The 17644-nt window shown below is 47.3% G+C and carries 8 protein-coding genes; 2 read left to right on the forward strand and 6 right to left on the reverse strand.

Features of this window, described 5'->3' with window-relative positions; all coding sequences use genetic code 11:
- Window positions 1-4: 4 nt before the first annotated feature.
- From DQX05_RS07000 to DQX05_RS07010, 3 genes are all read right to left on the reverse strand, one after another.
- A complete protein-coding gene (locus DQX05_RS07000; protein ID WP_119792143.1) occupies window positions 5-4348 on the reverse strand; it encodes a SpvB/TcaC N-terminal domain-containing protein in 4344 nt (1447 codons plus the stop codon).
- 64 nt (window positions 4349-4412) lie between these two features.
- Complete coding sequence (locus DQX05_RS07005) at window positions 4413-7979, reverse strand: Tc toxin subunit A-related protein (protein WP_119792145.1); 3567 nt, start codon at window positions 7977-7979, stop codon at window positions 4413-4415.
- 31 nt (window positions 7980-8010) lie between these two features.
- Window positions 8011-11208, reverse strand: a complete 3198-nt coding sequence (locus DQX05_RS07010; protein ID WP_119792413.1) for a Tc toxin subunit A — start codon at window positions 11206-11208, stop codon at window positions 8011-8013.
- Between the two features lie 250 nt (window positions 11209-11458).
- Here DQX05_RS07010 and DQX05_RS07015 point away from each other — a divergent pair, with 250 nt between their 5' ends.
- Together DQX05_RS07015 and DQX05_RS07020 are read left to right on the forward strand one after the other, a co-directional pair.
- Window positions 11459-12265 (forward strand): N-acetylmuramoyl-L-alanine amidase, encoded by an 807-nt coding sequence (locus DQX05_RS07015; RefSeq protein ID WP_119792147.1) that lies wholly within the window; start codon window positions 11459-11461, stop codon window positions 12263-12265.
- Window positions 12266-12283: 18 nt separating this feature from the next.
- The gene (locus tag DQX05_RS07020) at window positions 12284-12523 is read left to right on the forward strand and encodes a transposase (RefSeq protein ID WP_182914650.1); all 240 of its coding nucleotides are present in this window, start codon (window positions 12284-12286) and stop codon (window positions 12521-12523) included.
- A 484-nt stretch (window positions 12524-13007) separates the two neighbouring features.
- On the opposite strand, the gene DQX05_RS07025 is transcribed toward DQX05_RS07020, so the two are convergent.
- The 3 genes from DQX05_RS07025 to DQX05_RS07035 form a co-directional block, all read right to left on the reverse strand.
- On the reverse strand, window positions 13008-13619 hold the full coding sequence (locus DQX05_RS07025) for an ADP-ribosyltransferase (protein WP_119792149.1): 612 nt from the start codon (window positions 13617-13619) through the stop codon (window positions 13008-13010).
- A gap of 79 nt (window positions 13620-13698) precedes the next feature.
- The gene (locus DQX05_RS07030) at window positions 13699-14943 is read right to left on the reverse strand and encodes an anthrax toxin lethal factor-related metalloendopeptidase (RefSeq protein WP_119792150.1); all 1245 of its coding nucleotides are present in this window, start codon (window positions 14941-14943) and stop codon (window positions 13699-13701) included.
- Between the two features lie 145 nt (window positions 14944-15088).
- Window positions 15089-17644: a binary toxin-like calcium binding domain-containing protein gene (locus DQX05_RS07035; RefSeq protein ID WP_119792152.1), complete on the reverse strand. Its 2556-nt coding sequence runs from the start codon at window positions 17642-17644 to the stop codon at window positions 15089-15091.

The following is a 17644-nucleotide window of genomic DNA, read 5'->3' on the forward strand; positions in this document are numbered from 1 at the left end:
CATCTCACCGTGCAGGCGGTGAAGCAAATAATGATGAGTCCATCGTATCATTTTCATCTTCGTTTACTGTAAACCATGGGTAAAAAGCAGTTCTCCTCTCATATCCTTTGGCGTTGACCATCCTGATTTGGCGTGCCAGAGCATCATAATCATAGATCGTTGCATACATAGAGCCGCTGACGGCTTCATCGCCGACATATTGCCAGTCATCAAGAAACAACGGCTGGAAGCTGCGGATAACGGCTCCTGTTCCATCATAGTCAACCCGTTCCGTAATCGCCCATCGGGTATCTGCTCTTTTAGCAGTTTGTATCGTACGCCCAAAGCCATCGCTAAACACGATGCTGGCCTGAATTTGCTGGGATGGGTCATCAGGGTAACGATCTGCTGCCAAAATTACCGTATGCGGCGGCTTACGGTCCGCATCACTTAGCAGCTTGAACACAATAGGCGCCAATAGCCGTTGAAGCGACCATGGGTCCCGGCCGCGGGCTCTAATCGTGCCGTCCGGCATAATCAAGCGATTGTCTATCAAGAACGACCATTGCTTTTCACTATCTGGAACCAGCGCTGACAGTTGCGCAAGAGTTATCGTTCCCATCCAGCTATGCGCATCATATACACAGCAGGATGCAACCAGCAAGGGAGATGATAGGGTAAGCGCCTGCTCCATTGTCTCGGGCGGCGCGAATTCCGCCTCCGGGCGGAAGCCCGTCTCTATCCCTTCCTCCGTGCCCCAGGTCCGGCTGCATACGACCCGGCCGAGAGCATCCAGGGAGACCTGATTCACATTGTTATTCGCATCGGTAATCTGGATGGCCTCCACAAAGCGGTAATCATAGGCAACTTGAATGTGATTGCCAAGCGCATCTTCGATGGATATCACCGCACAGAAATGATCATCCCATGATAATACTTGCTCCCCCGATAAGAGAGAGGCTTGTTGTCCCCGAATACGGTAAAAACTCTCTTCATCCGCATAACGGGTAAATCCTTGTTCCGCGACAAAAATGTCCGCTTCATCGCCGGAACCCAATATTCTTGCGCTTCGTTGGTAGCCGGAAGAGGCAAGAAGCGCGTTCAATTGTCTATCGCTGAGTACGCCTTCGTAGGCTTGCAAACAGGATTCATCGAGAACCGCGCTTCGGGTGTAATGAACCAGAGCTCGCAAATCCGGTTCCCCCCCGCCCGCATAGATGATCTCGGACTGGCCGCCATAAGCCTGTTCCAGCGCCGGAGAGCGTAATGTGCCGTCCCCCCCCAGCAGCTCGGCGCTTATTCCTTCGGCGGGCACGCTGTCAGCAGAATAGATGAAAGTATCCAGACGTGTCTGATGGGGAATATTCAAGCGCCAGCCTTCCGGCTCTGCAAGGTGATACACTTTTTGCCTTTGCCGTGTCAAGCGCAGCAGCATTTGCTGCAAATCGTAACTGCTGCTCCAACTGGTATCCGGCAGGGTGTCAGGGTACGGAGTGTCCTCCGACCGCGGCCGACGCGGATATTGGATCGTTACGCTCTGTGTCGACACGCCGTATTTGTCGAACCCTTGCTGTATCTGCTGTGTACACTGCGGATCAGAAGCAATTTGCTCATAGTTGTACGTAAGCTGCTCCAACTGCATGGGCAATGTAACACATTCCGAATCGGCGCTCTGCACCAAGCGCACTTGATAACGGAAGCTCTCCACCCGATAAGGAGGCCAATTCACAACATCTCCCGCAAAAATTTCAGAACGGAGGGGCATCCCTCGCAACGAGCGATACAGCCAATACTCTTGCCGCCTATTGGGAGAGTCTAGCGGTACATCCATAGCCGTGGCTGCATCGAATCGGGTAAGCCGGATTGGTTTCAGCTGACAAGCGGCAGAATCGCCTTCCCAATATTGCTGCACGGCGCGCTCCTCATCCTGCTTTTGCCCGGAATGATACCAGGTCCGCGTCAGCACGGGCGGAGTGCTGACGCTCAGGGTTCCCTCCGAATCCCGCTCCTCTTCCCATGTGTCAATGCGGCCGAACCCGGCAAATTCCTTTTCGGTCCGGTCATACACGCCATTACGGTAAGTGTATTTCTGAATCCTGGTGCGGCCGCTGATTTCGTCCAGCGTGTGTATACCCGCTACCACGTTGATCGGGAATGGCACACCGCAGACAGCCGATGAGGCAGCCTGTTTCTCATCCAGCCAATACTGGGCGGAGCTTCGATACAGGAACGAGCTGGAAGCGCCGAGATTGTTGCTGACGGTTTGCAATAAATACGGCTTCGCCGCAAAAAAATCTAATTTCCAACTGCGGGGGGCCATGTAGGGTACATGCAGCACCAGACTGGCTGCGCCCAATCCGCGGATATCGCCAGGCAGAAGCCGGCACAGATCATCAAACCGGACGCCTTCCGGCAGCGGAACCCGCAGCGGATCAGCAAAGCTATTGCCGGAAAGATTCCGGTAAATGAGAAGAGCGTCGCCGGAAGCATAAATGATATCGGAAGCGCCGGATCCATCAAGGTCCGCGAGAAATACGTGTTCAGGGTTAAATTCACGCTCCGTTGCCGTAAACCCGGGAAGAGCCAGCGGAGCCCCGAACACGCCGTTCCCCAGATTAGGCCAGCATGTAACGCCATCATGGCGGATGCGAACCAAATGAGACTGACCGGATCCCAGTATATCGCTGAAGGCCACCAGTTCCTTCTTATCCACACGTTCCACGGGCAAACGAATGCCCGCTTGCTGCCACACTTCACATGCGTGCTTGAAGCCCGCCTCTTCTCCGGCATAAAACCGGACGCTCTTCGGTCCAATCATAACCAAGTCGGTGAAGCCTGATCCGGTCACATGGGCAAGCTGGGCCTGTGGATGGAAGAATTCCGTTGGCAGGGCCTGAAGCGGTACAAAACCAGACCATGTCTTATCCGGATTCATGCTATATCGCCCCGCAACCCCGGGTTCCGCAAGCAACCATTCCAGATCCCCGTCGCCATTCAGATCCATCAGCATCCCGTTCCGGGATTTCGCGGGAATATGAGGCAGCGGCCGCCAGCTGTCATAGGTAATCCCCTCCGGTGTATTGCCCCGGACGGGCGAACGATAATGCCAGTGGTCATTGTCTTGATATAACAAGCCTGGGATACCTTCTCCGTACAAATCGACCAGCTGATAATGTTCTCCATCCTCTAATTCAGGCACCGGTAAAAAAGGCTGCCAATCGGCCATCTCCTCCGTCTCTCGGATGTCAAATGGCGAATAATCGAATTCCAGCGGCGGAATGCTCTGCATGGCTCCGTCCGCTTCATAAGCCAATCGCCGGATCGCGCTCAACATGGAAACAGCAGGGGTTTCATCGTATTCCAACTGCATCCGCCACACCAGCGCCGGCTCTTCACCAAGCTCCGCAAAGGCATGGAACATCAAGACCTGGCGGCACAAGCGGCAGGTTCGGACCTCAAATCCGTAGTCATAGCGGGAAAAACAGTCTAGACGCGCCAGCCACTCCCCCTGGGGCGTGTATAGGGGAAGAACATCCGCTGAGATATCGTTCTCGCCATAATCCAGGATAACGGAATATAGCCATTGGCCGTCCGCCGGGATTTCCCCCTTCCAGACATAGAGGGAAGGATAGGCAATCTTACTTCCATAGCGAATCGATTTCAGATAGCGGTTCGCTCCATATTGATGATTGTCGTGCTCAAGATTCACGCCTTGCTTGTCTTCTTCTTTGTATTGGTAATAAATATGCTCTCCGAAGGGCGATACAGACTCTTCTACTAACCATTCTGCGATCTTGGCAGAATCGTCAGGGGCGGCTATCCGCGCCTGAGCAGTCTTGCCCAGACAGTGCAGCACCCCGTCGGCAGCATGGAGCAGCCAAAACGGCGCGGTTGCGCTTCCCGCTTGCGCTTCCCAGTATTCCAGCAAATGAAAGGCGCTCTCGATCCGGGGAAAATAGCGGGTAACCGTAAATGTCTCGCCTAGCGGTATCCCCTGGGCCGTATTGGTCTGGCGGGTAATGATCTCCCCTTGTTCGTTGCATTCCGGAACAAGCACTTCCCCATCCGGACCAAGGAACTGGTCTTCGGGGGTATAACGGGGGATCCCGTTGCTTGTTCTGCGACGAATACGCATTGCTCCCATCGTCCAACCCATTCCACAAGCACCGTTGCCGTTGCCGCTCACATAGGACAGACTTACCTCAGGAGTAAGATAGCGGCCGGAAGTGACCGGCAGCGGCACGTTGCAGCGCGCCATGCCGTCGGAACCGGGAGCCGCAATGTTTTCTTCTATTCCTTTCATCGAACCGCCGCCTTTGGGCAGCGATGGCGAAAATAGCTTGATATCGGCATTGTCAGATTGTGGCATAATATCCCATTCCTCCTTGGAGGGGCTTGAGAATACAAGCCCCTAAATATATCTGACTGTAAATCTATTTCATAACATATCGAATGTGGAAGATGACGTCATTCAGGCTTTCCAGCAGGAGGCGCTGGTCACCGCCTGACCCGGTATGGAATATCGACAGCACGAGTGTGCCGGATAACGGACTCATGCCCTCGAAAGGCAGGAAGCGGCTGTCGTTGAGATCCGTGATGAACAAGCCGCTGTCATCGACGCCATGAGAAAGCGCAACGGTCTCGCCGCCTAGCGTTAAGGTGGCTTCGATATCCTGATAAGGTCCCAATAGCGCGGGCAAGGTAACCGACAGGTTTTTGATTCTGCGGGCCTTTTCCGCTTGGTTGTAAGAACGATCCAAGCCCAGGACGGACAGGTCAAGGGTTGCGCTGAAAATATTGTTTTGCAGTTGTACGCCCACTCCTCCCACAGGGTCAGGCGTCTTTCCGCCCAGAACTTCCTTGACGAAATCTACGAAGCTAGACTCTGGCGTTTCTTTGCGGAGAAGAGTGTCTAAAGATACTGTTTTTACAGCTTCCATTCCGCGCTTGTCTTCCTCCAGCCACAGATTCTCCAGCTTCTGAAGCTCCAGCAGCAGCGCCTCGCCCGCCAGTAATCCCTGATACAGATCATTCCAGGCAGGGAGGGTGAAGACTCCAACCGCTTTATCCGAACCGATTTCTTTCTCTAAAGACTGCTTGGCCATCATGCAGAGCGGCAATGCGGCGTCATACATTTGATAGTACAGAGACGACAGATTTCTTATCATCCATTTAAACAAAGCTTGACTTGTAAAACGGGTGCTTTGCAGCTCGTAGACCGCTTGCGCGTGCGCCTGTTGCGTTTCCGCCAGCGCCAGTTGCTTGCGCGCCATATCCATCTGTTCCCGCAGGGCCGCAATCTGCGAAGCCAACTGCGCCGCTTCATTCTCCGCGATATCCCGCTGCAGCATCCAATCCTCCCGCCGCCGGCGGTAGCTTTCGCTGATATCGATGATGTTGGCTGTCTGCTCCATGACAGCGGCGCTGACTTGCAATCCTTGGGCTACAGCAGCGCTGACGGCTCCCCAGCGGGAACCTCCGGTCGCCAAGCCGAACACGTTAGGAGCCATATCCAACCCGCCGGCGATGGCTAACGGCACGTTTGAGCTGGTATTGATGATTCCGGCCGTGGTGCGCAAAGTGAGCGAAGCGGTTTCATTGTCCGACATCCAGTTGTCCGCCAAGCCGGCAAAATGGGTCTTCCTTAATTCCGCCCCCGCTTTTGCTGTCATGGTTGCTTCCAGACTTGCTTGGAGCGCGGCCAGGTTCTTCTCCTGAATATCGCGGGTTTGCTGCAGGACAATCTGCTGCTGGGATTGCAACAGCATGGTCATGGCCTCGCTGTCCTGCTTGGCCAATGCGTTTTCCAGGGCATTGCCAAATTGGATGACACTGTTTACCGCCGTGCGCGCCTTATCGACGACCAGAGGGAAACGATAGATACTTTGACGGCTTTGGGCAGAACCGGCGCTTCCTCCCAAGCCATCGCCTGGACCATACTCAAGTTGCAGCTGACGCGGTTTCACCGGTTCCGCAATTAGCGGCAAATGAAGCGGCTGACCGTCCAAGCTCAGATTGTGGCGCAAATTGTATAAACGAAGCTCAATCTTATCCCAGAACGCTAACAGTTCATCATTATAGGGCGGCAGGAAATGCCCGTTTTCTGCATTCAGAAGCGCTCGCAAAGCGAGGATTGGCGTTGCCTGCGCATTTCTTAGTGTCGGTACGGCAGTTATCGCGTTTGCTTCGCTTTGCAGCGTCGGATCAGGCCAACTGTGATTGATCCGGATTTCGGGGCGGGGACCAAGCAGTTGGCTGGCATGGATGTAATACATCTTGGCTTCGGTCAGGGCATCCCGCTCCAGCATCCGGTACAAGTTGTCGCCGCGGCTGATCAGGAAGTCCAGCGTGTGAATAAATATTGCCAGCTTGTATTGCATCGGATCGGCCATGGCAATCTCGTCCGGATCTACCGTTGTCAGGGACAACGTGTCATCCCACTCTGTATCCTCCTGTAACGGGAGCACATTCCAATAACGCACCTTGCCTACATCCGTCAGCAGATTGCCGTATTCATCACGGTACCCTGCGTTGTTAAAGATGAATTGAAACCAACGTTCGGCCAGTTCATACCGCTGCTCGGTTTGGAAACGAACGGCCATTAAAAAAGGAACATGGAAAAAGATTTCCCACAAGTAAAGTCCATACGGCCCATAGAAAGCATCGGTGCCGCCCAGTTGGCTATTTCCCTGAATGGTATAGTCGAACAGTGCGTCAAGACTCTTTTCCAACAAGGCAGACAGGTCGATATTTTTTATAAGGGTAAGGTTGATAGGATCTATGATATTGCTTCCTGATGGAGGAATAAATTGATTATTGATAATTGATCCGTATGATTGTGGGAATGTATCTCCTAGATAAGTTGCCAGGAAACTAATCGCTTCAGTCGGTTTTGAATCATCCCTTATTGCTACCAGAAAAGACTTATTTGCAGAGAAGCTGAATTCTCCACTCTCCCCTTCTTGTAAAGATAGTTGAGCAACATGAAGCCGGTAGTCATTAGAACTGTATCTTGTTTCATAACAAACATGTATTGCATTATCCGGGAGTGAAGTAAATATTGCCTTAATACTACCTTTATCATCAAAGATCAGTTGATTGTGATCAATAGTAATGGGAAAACCGGGACCTTCACCATGTATAAAACTATATTCACTAAAGGAAGACTTTCGGAAGGAAGACCAGACTCCCGAACTATTCATGATCCAGTCATTCAGGTACTGTTCCTCACTCGCTTCTCCAGCATTATTTTGCGTTTTCTCGGTAGAACGCCATTGTACATGCAATCGGTTTTTATACCAGCGAAGCCCCACATAGTTATCGACGGCTTCGCCGATATTGGCAGTAATTTTCTTCCACTGAGACCAGACTGCTGGCACTAGCTTATTATTATCCGGTTTTAATAGCAATCGGCGCCAGTAGTATTCACACGGTATGGTTTTGGTGCGGCCAACAAAGAATAAAACCCTTTCGTCGGCGCCTTTATTTACACTGATCGTTTCCAGATCCGCCAACACTTCATATTCAGCCAGGTAGTTTTGCAGCGCGTTCTTTACGCCGTCTTCGGTAAGTTTCCCCTGGCTAATGCTCTGCTCCAGGCGTTGGAACAAATCCGTTTTGTTGGAGCGCAATGACGGATCAATATAGCTGCCTGTATAATATTTCAGACGTTCCTTGCCTGCCCAGGTGGAATAACGCTTGTTATAGGTACCCCAATTATCCAGAAACTTTCCCGGCGCAAAATGGCTGTTGCCTTGCGGAGTCAACTCGCCTTCATAGCCTTCGATACAGCGGTTGATGAATAATTGCACGCTGCTGATGGCCTCCGCTACCGGCGATGTTTTCACCAGTTCACTGATCTTGGTATCCAGCAGCAAGTACTCATACAGGCTGTCCGCGTCCGTAATTTTGGCAAGCGTCCCTGGCCGGGCGATATAATGACTAACCAAAGCATCCCGGCGGGCTTCTTTAATCGATTGCAACAAGGGTGAAGTAGACATACTCTTACCACCTTCCTTTGTCTATGTTGGTTCAGGCCTGTGCTCCAGCCATCAGGCTTTGGGCCACCGAAGTGATCAAATCCATGTTTTCCGCGGCTTCATCCTCTTCTGCCATGTCAACCAGTTCTCCCAGCGTTCGGCTGCCAACGTTCAGTTGACGGCCCAGGTTGACCCAGCTTTCCAGTGTAAAGATCTGCTCAAAGTTCTTAGGATATTCGCTCTCCCCCAACAGGTAGGCGCTCATGGAGACCGTATACTCTTCATTCCAGCCATGAATGTGGGCAAGCAGCTTGGCTGCAGCGCGGGGTGTGACGGCTAGCGAATTGACCTGAGCAAAATAACGCATGGCCTCCTCACTGGACACCTGGACGCGCTGCTGCCACTCCTTCAGGCGGGATAGTACCAGCAGGAGGTGCAACGAGGGTACGGGCACCGTATGTTGTCCGTCCAGAAGCTGCCCAGGATGTTCGGTCAGCAGCGCCAAATCCTGCTCGCTTAACCCGCACCAACGGACAATCAGCACATACTGGCTGATCTGCTGGAACCAGTGCAGCAAATCGATTTCTTCTTCCAGATCGGTTAGTTCATCTTCATGCTCGGCGCTGAAATACGCTTGAAGCCTGTCCCAGAAATGATGCAACGTAAATTCACTGCTGGTTTTGTCCATCCAGTCCATTACCTGTGCCATCACGTTGGCTTTCAGATGGAAGCCCGCCGCCAATGCCCGGCACAGCTTGTCCACGGGCAGGGTGTCCTGAGCATCCGCGCTGGACACGTTCACAGTACTGCTTGCGGATTGGTGGTAGACCTGTGCCAAAAAGTTGTACATCTCCGGCGTAGCTGTACCGCTGTACCGGTTGGTAACCATGGCTTGCAGAGAAACAACATCAAGCTGATGGGCGTCCATCCAGTCAAGAACAACCTCGGTATCACGGATAATATCCAGAGTCTTAAGACTAGGGCTGCCGCCAATTATCCGAAGCAACGTCTCCTCCCCGCCTGACATCAGCTTCCACAGCAGCTCCGCCTCGGTAAAGTTCAATCCCAGCATCTGAGGAATTCTGCCCATACGGTAAAGCTGTCCAAAGTCACTCTCATTCATATTCAGTTTGATTCCCTGTGCTGCATCGAAGCAGTATCCGCCTATACGGGACAGCTCATCTTCCGTAACGCCCAGGGCTCGACGGCAAATCGCTTCATGTTTACTTTGCTCAGCAACGGCAAACCGCAAAGTAGAGATCAATGGAATGGTAAATGAATCATCGGTGGTACTGAATGTAGACTGAAAGAAGCTTTTCTGACCTCTTTCTGCATACGTATTGACTTCGCCGATAAACGCGGCGAACATATCCGATGTGATGCCATAACGCGTATTGAGCCGCGTGAATTCCGCCACTGCCTCCAATACCGGCTTATCCAGAATCAGTTCTCCATCGTGTTCGATTACGGCGCGGCTGGCATTGGCAATTAGCCAATCCAACTGCTCAAAGGAAAGACCCGTGCTGCGCGCCAGCCGGACAAGCTTTTCCGCCCTTCCTGCCAGAGCTAGAACATTAGCTGCATTAAAGTTTAAAACATCAGGCCTCGTGGATATTACCATAGTAGTTCGGTTTTCAGTATAGTTGTCATAGTTGGTACCTTTATCATATTGAGTAGAACGTATAACAAGTGACAGTTTATTTTGACCCTTTGCAAGCGCATCATTCACTTGCCGGGTCACATCAATCTCTATCTCTGAAAAATCACTCCCTATAATTTCCCAATTATCGATTATCTCTCCTCCCACAGGTTTGTTCGACCAAGTGAGTTTCAATTCATCCCAACTGTTGTCATTGACCAACTGAGCCTGGTGATATCTCTCCGTAGTCCCTAAAAAAAGCCCGTAAGGTTTTAGAAAAAGCTTAGCTTCATTCACAACTCCAATAAAGCCTGTCAAATCAAACCGGATGTATGCTTCCTGAATTCTAGACTCATCGTCCCTCACGTTGAGATAAATTGGTGATGGATTATTCTTGTTTGGGAGATCACTAGTAGCATACGCGGACGCTTCAGGTATGATTCTATATACTTCTCCTACCCACAAAGGAGTATCTTCCGTTCCTGTCAGATAAGCAGCTCCATAGGTTGAAACCGAAACATCGTATAAATATCCAAATTTACCATATTTCACAAATCGACTATCGAAATCTCTGTAGATTGAATGATAATCCTTCTGCATCGTTAAATCCAGCACTCCATTAAAGCTCAAGCCGGTTTTCAAGCAGAAATCATCGACAACCTTTAAGACGGAGGCCATATTGTCAGGATCACTGACCGCAATGTTGTAGTGGTTGGCGATATCCTGCGCTGTCGGCTCAGGCTTAACCAGCAGACGGAAGCTGTTTGGCGTCAAGGAAAGGGCTTCCCTCGTCCGCGGAGACGGGGTAGTATCGGCCGCTCGGGAAGCCAAGTTCCGCGTCTTGCTTATCCGGCGGATAGCGACGTGATCCTGCAGGATGGAAGTCCGCTGCGTGTCCAGCAAGGTATCCCAAATTCCCAGCAAATTGGATGAACGCGCCTCCGCCACGGCCCTGATTTGAGTGAGATCGTCATCATAGGGGAGTGTCATGGGATAGTATTTATCCTTCAAGGATGTCAGCGTGCCGGAACCGTCGGGCTGCAGTACATCCAACAGGATATCCAGGGAAGAGACCTCTCTGTTCATGTTATCCGTGTTGAGGATCAGTGACTTCAAATCAGGGCGGCGGTTGTCAATATGCAGTTTGTCATTTGAGTCGTGGAGCTCCCGCGCAATTTTATACAGCATCGTCAGGTAACGGCCCGGCGAAAAAAGCGACTGTATGGAGGAAGCTTCCGCATAGCCTTCCGGCGAGCTCTCCGGGAACAAGTCTCCCCAATCGGCTCCGCCTCCAAGACTCCGCTCCAACGCTGCACGCATGCCTTGCAGACCGGTATCCGCGGATAATTTGGGAAGGCTCTGGACGACCGGATCATTGTGCAGTTGCCAGGCCTTGTAAAGCATGCATAAGTTGTCTGTCCTCTGGACGGCTAATTGATAAATCTCCTTTGCGTCGGAAGAGGGAATCTCCGGATTGTTTTTCTGAAATTCCGCCAGATCTTCAGATGCAATCTCAAAGACTGTCCGATAACCGGATTGCTGAAGCGCTGCTGTTAATTCTTCGGTTCCGAGCCGGAATACGCCGGCCGTGTTGTCTGTTGTTGACACTATGAACTCCTCCTCTTGTGTTCTGAATGATGAGTACGCAGTCAAAATGACGTAGACATCAAAACAATAGAAAATATCCTTACCGTTTTTGGTTATTCCCCATGAACAGGTCCCCCCTTTCATTTACAATCCAAGCATACCTCTCGCGTTCTTATTAAAAGCATAGACATTTTCATTAATGGGTGAAAATATATTTCATCCTTCAGGAATCTCGAAAGGTATATTTTAGGTGTAACTGCAAGGAAGATTTGCAATGAGAAAGGACATCAAAAGATCACACATTGTTATAAAGGGAGAGAGAAACATGGGATATAAAATGATTACCGTCCATGCGGGGCACAACGCATTTGTTCCGGGCGCAACCGGATGCGGCTACAAGGAACATGAAGTCGCCAGAGAATTTGCAGCCATGCTCATAGATGCCTTCAAGCAAGCGGGTCAAGCTGTTGCCTCCACTACGGATGACATGGGGAAAACGCAGAATGAGAACCTGGCCAACATCGTCCGCAATTGTAACAGCTATGATAAAGATGGAAGATTAGATATTTCCTTGCATCTTAACGCGGCCGCATCAACGGCTACAGGGGTAGAAGTTCTTTATTACGATCAACAAGCCTTGTCTGCAAGCGTTAGCAGGGCAATCTCTGAGGCGGTTGGAATTAGGGACAGAGGAGCTAAGGAACGGAAAGAGCTTCAGGTGCTTAATTCCACGAACGCCCCGGCCATATTAATAGAACTGGCTTTTATCACGAATCCTGACGATATGCGGAGACTTTTGAATAATAAAGAAAATGTCATGTCTGCAATCGTAAAGACAGTAACTGGCCGAGAAGCGCCTGAGTCCTCTGGCAAAAAGAAAATCGTTACAGGCGGATTGAGTGTAGCCGCTATTCATGAGCTCTCTCAGATGTTCCTGGAGAAGAGATTTTGGGCACAGATTCAGTTTTTAAATAATGGCACTTCTTATGCGGTTACAGGAGCGTTAAGCGGCGAAAATCTGGCGCGTGCGGAGACATGGTTCCAACAGCACGGGTGGAACTATGAACTGAGAGACGCGTAATTTGGAGAGGAGGAATAGATGAATATGGAGATTAGTGATGTTATGATCGTGGCCGTCATTGTCGGATTAGTAGAAATAGCAAAAGGGCTCGGCCTTTCGAGTCGCCTGGCTCCGGTACTGTCCATTATTCTAGGTATTGCGGCAGGCGTTGTCTATCTCGCTCCAGGCGATTTGAAAATGGGCGTCATGTATGGAATTGTCTCTGGCCTCACCTCTTGCGGATTGTACAGCACGGGGAAAAGTGCCTTGAGAAAATAACAATAGTAGAGTTGCGCCGCAAGTTTAGTGATATGCCCCTCCTTATAATAGATTAATCGTAGATATCTGCCGCTCTGCGATTCTTATCATCCATTCTAAACTCACACTTCTTCTTACCACCAAACACGAAAGCCGACTGCATCAGCAGCCGGCTTCATCATTATCATCTTCCGATGTCTCAAAGCCCTCTGTAAATTCCACCATCGGGTAAGTTTATTATGCGGTTGCAGCATTTACACCTTCAGGACGCTCAGAAATTTAACCATCTTTTATACCTGATTCCAAGGCTACATGCATCGCCGGAAGCTATCCATTGCCGGCTGCTGTAAGCCGCCAGAGCTTCCTGAACTGCCGGAACTGCTTGTTCCGCAGGCTGTCAATGAAATGCGAGCCGTCCATGCAATAACCGCAGATAGTGATAGCTTTAAACATAAAAAGACCCGAGATGTACTCAGGTCTTTACGAGTTCCTGCAAGTGAAGATTCTATTTTATGATTCTAGCTTCAACTTTTAATCTTTGTGATCCGCCATTAACAATCGTCCTTATATTATCAATATAATATTGAGTATTCCTGGGCAATAACATCTCAAGTTGGCCAGGAAAATAGCTAATTGGATCTACATACCCGGCACTCTCTCCTTTAGGAACCTTTAGTTCTATAAGAACGTTTCTTGCCAGAAAATTGTTCCCAAGAACGATTGATGTGCTTAAGTAGCCCCGCTCCAATAGCTCAGTTCCTTGGAATTGTCCTCTGATCTTCCTGGCCACCTCCTCATTAACTTTATTCCCCTTCATTAAAGTGGTCTGGAATTCTTCTCCGAATATGATTCCATCCGTCCCACGATATACGGTTATGGTATCATTTAATTTTGACTTATTTAACGCTTTGTCCATTAGTTCAATTTTCTTGTCCATATTAGGATTGGCCCCTAAGTTGCCGTTATTTTCTCTAAGATAACTATTTATAGGACTGGCGTTTTTGGTATAGTCCGTAATTTGTATTTTTTCATTCTCTGTTAATACGGATTTCCAGCGGGAATATTTTTTCTCTCCCCATTTTTTTGCTTTTACTGTGTCAATACGAAAATCTATCATATTGCAACTCACCTACTTACACAGCATTTTGGCAGGAAACATTTTCGAACCCAAAATTGCTTGTTATTTTAACTGATAATTAATCCTCTATATATTCCTTTATTTTAGTTTTTATATAATCAACAGCTTTAGGTGCTTCTTTTTGAACAGCATCTTGTTGTTTAGGATCTGTAGAGTGCATTGCTTTGAATATTTCCGCAAAAAATTCCTGTGCGTTACGTGTAGCGTAGTCTTGATATGTTACGATGTTCGTAATATTATTTTTTTCTTCCTCATAAATCCCATTAAATCTAGGACTATACGAAGTCTTATTAAATAAGACGATATCCGCGACATGCCCCATTTCATGTATTAACCCTCTTGCTGGATCTGCGCTCTGATCTATATTTTGAATAAATGTTTCGTGCTTCACTCTTATATAGACTTTATTCGTATTTTCATCAAATAAACCCCGCGGATTATTTTCCCGTATTTTCACATCTTGAAATACGATAGATTCTAATTCATCAAGAGCATCATTTAATAACTTTGAAGGTACATGTTTGATTAAAGCATGAATTGCTTCTTTCGCTTGATCGATTGTGTAGGACTCAAATCCCCCTCCAATATTTAACTTGACAAAGTCAGTATCTTTATTTAGCATTTTGTTTAATGCTGCTTCCGTCTCTTTTACTTTATTTTCAATCTTCTCTTTTTTGATTAATCTTGCATTTACTTTAATAAGTTCTTTTCCATTTTCTCTAATAACCTTCGGTTTTCTAAACATGTTATTCGTGATTTCTATTGCATAATCCGTTGGCAATACCGTTTGTCCATCTTCAAAATGGCCTACATAGGTGCCTTTCGGCAGCTCTAACTCCGCTACATAGTATTGTCCTGTTTCTCCCCCGGAAAGTGTTAAATTTCCTGTTTTTAAATCGGTCAAGTTGCCATATTTATACTCATTTAAGACAGTTTTAATTTTCCCGCGATCTAACTGTCTACTCTCGCTTCCAACCAACATTTGCAATTCATTGGAATAGCCTAAAGCTTTCGGATCAAAATGGGTATAAATGATTTGTCTTTCCTTTAATAGATTAACGGGTTGCTTGATCATGCTGTTCATTTCTTTGATTTGACTTTTTAATTGTTCATCAGTTAGTTCATCAATATTTCCACGAACTTCATTCAACTTTCTATTCATTTCTTTTGATGATCTTTTAAATTCCTCGAGTGCTTCCTGCCGATTTTGTGGTAGTGTTTTAATCCAAGCCGAATAACGATTCTTACTCCATGCTTCGGCTTTACGTTCATCTTTCTTGAAATTCAGAGGTTTTTTATCCATTAGTCATTCCACCATATCTTGTTTTATTAAAGTTACCTGATATCTGCACGTATATTATGGGGGGGGGACAAACCCGCCAGAAAAGGCAAGGTTTGTCCAGGAAAACCAATTGCGATCTTTAGATATATTCCCTAGGTGCTACATATTATTTTACGGGCGATAACACAAAATATTGATTCGCTTTTGCTTCGTCTAATGTCGCAATTTGAAGTGGTGTTAGATCTGGTGGTTTTTCAATGTCGTAAGCCAACACTTTACTTCTATCTGCGGCGCTTACAATGTTATATCCTTTGTTTCCTGATTTTTGTAAAAACCAAAGTTGATATCGTACACCCAAATCATTCATAAATATTAATTTCTGATTTCTTCTGTCCCATGTCAGAACTTTCTTGGCCGGTATGTCATAAATGTAAAAGGCTCCCCTATACACATGATAGACCAGTTTAAATTCTTGTTTGGAATTAGCATCCCATTTTTTTATAAATGCTTCATCCTTATAATTGGTAATATATTTTGTTAAATCGGTAGATGCAAAATAAAAATCCTTTTGATCATTGATTTTGGAGAACTCTTTGTTTTCCTCTTTCAATTTATCCCATGCATTTCCTATTTTTATAATTGAAAAATTATCAATATATACCGTACTATTCGTTGAAATAGTGAGGCTTCCAAAATCATCTGGAAATTCGAATATTTCAAACATCATCTTTTTCCTTTTGTATCCGTTAGAAATATCGAATTCACGTGTTGTTCCGCCAAATTCAACAGTGGCCTTACCCGTACCGTTTCCTTTAACATCTATGCTAATAAGATATTTAGAATTTGCTTCTAATGTAATATCATCCAAATCGTAGGTCACATTTTTATTCGGCTCTATCTTGTAACATCTGCCATTATGCAAGCCATTCGTTTGGTCGTATGAACCTCCGTCCCAGTTTCCATTGTTACTTTTGAAATCATCCCATGCTACAGGGACACTGATTTGAATATTCATTCCAGGCCGGATTGTCATATCGTAAATCGTTTTTATATTTTTATTCCCTTCGCGTTCTTTTTTGATCTTTCTTTCTGTTCTTCGATCATAGATAAAATGTACCAGGTTCGGACTCAGCATATGTGCTTCATCTGTATACTCATCTTTAAAATACCAATTTTCCCCCGCCTTATATGCCCCTATCGATTTTATCAATGCTTCACCTAGCGTAAGTTCCGGTGTGCGGTCATTTGGATTATCAGGATCCTTTGCCGCAATACGGCGCTCCATCATTAGGCCGCCCTTAATATCAATCAGGATTCCGGTTGTTACACTTTCGATTTGCGGGATATAATTCGCCCACTCATTCTCTTCGATGACTACTTGTCCTCCTGCGGGGTCTCTTTTGGCAAACGCCCCTTGAAATTGGGTCGTTTCCAACTTTAATTTTTCTCCATTTTCCAATCTATCCACTAGATTGATATTCATGGAAATAGGGGTAGAACTGAATTGATCTAACGTATTCAAGGCTATCGCATGTAAATGTCTTCTAGGATACGATTGATCTGGAGGCAAGCTGAAGGCTTCCTGATTCATTTGCCCTGTGATAGTGGCAATCGTCTCTTTCCCTAACACTAAATTTGTGGTGGGGATAAATTTATACACAGGAGCTGTTCCTGTATTGTAATAGCGAATATTCGCATTCACATAGGCTGCCTGCGCAGAATTTAAACCTAATTGTTCGGACCAGTCCTGTCCTGAAGTCTGTGCAGAGTTAACCGTATGCGTAGACGTATGCGAATAATGGCCGGTAACAGACCCTGAAAACCCTTCAAAGAGAGAAAAACCTGCACTCACATCTATTCCTTCCGTATTGGAAGCACTGGAGCTGGAAGACGTCTCCCGGCTGATTCTTTTTCCTGATGATGAACTAAACTCTTTATTATCGGAAAGAATCAGCCTTTCCATCCCCACCGTGATACTTGGATATGCTGCAACAAGCGGATCCCAAGCTACTTTTTTTATGTTCCGATCTATACTTCCGCTGGCTTTTTCCAGGTCAGAGTAGGGATCTCCTGCCGTATGGGATTCGTTGGGATTGGACACATATTTTTTGTATCCTTGCGCGGCATATTTTTCATCCCAAGGCACAACTAAATGATTAATTACGGTATATCCGTTTATCTCCCACTCATCATAAATTCCGTCATTATCTGTATCTAAAAGAGGCTGTTCATCCTCGGTGTTGTCACTGCCTCCGGGGAGATATTCAAAAGAAACCTGTCTGGGAATGGAGAAGTCTTCTGCTGCAATCGCTTGAGTTTCTTGCTGGTTACATGTATATTTCACTTCAAATTGAAACAAGTCTTCTTGCTTCACATCCGGGTTTCCAAAATAGAGGACAACAAATGTATACTGTTCTCCTTCTGTCAGTGTTACTTCCGTATCCTTTACTTCTTTTCCATCCACAAAAATATGTGTATATGGATTTGAACTGGTTATAAATTGATATAGACCGGTTTGCTTTGGAGTAAAATCGGCAATCCATCGGGCTGATTTTACTTTCTTTTTCAAATCGACTCCTTTTAATTGGCTTGGATCTACCTTAAATCCATTCATTCCACGTCCGATGACAAAAGCCGGTTCATCCAAATTCTCTCCATAGAAAAATTGACCCACCGATTTTAGCATTTGTTGATTTTCCTTGATTCGGCTTGTTTTTTCCAT

The sequence above is a fragment of the Paenibacillus thiaminolyticus genome (genome assembly GCF_003591545.1).
GTDB classification, from domain to species: Bacteria; Bacillota; Bacilli; order Paenibacillales; family Paenibacillaceae; genus Paenibacillus_B; species Paenibacillus_B thiaminolyticus_A.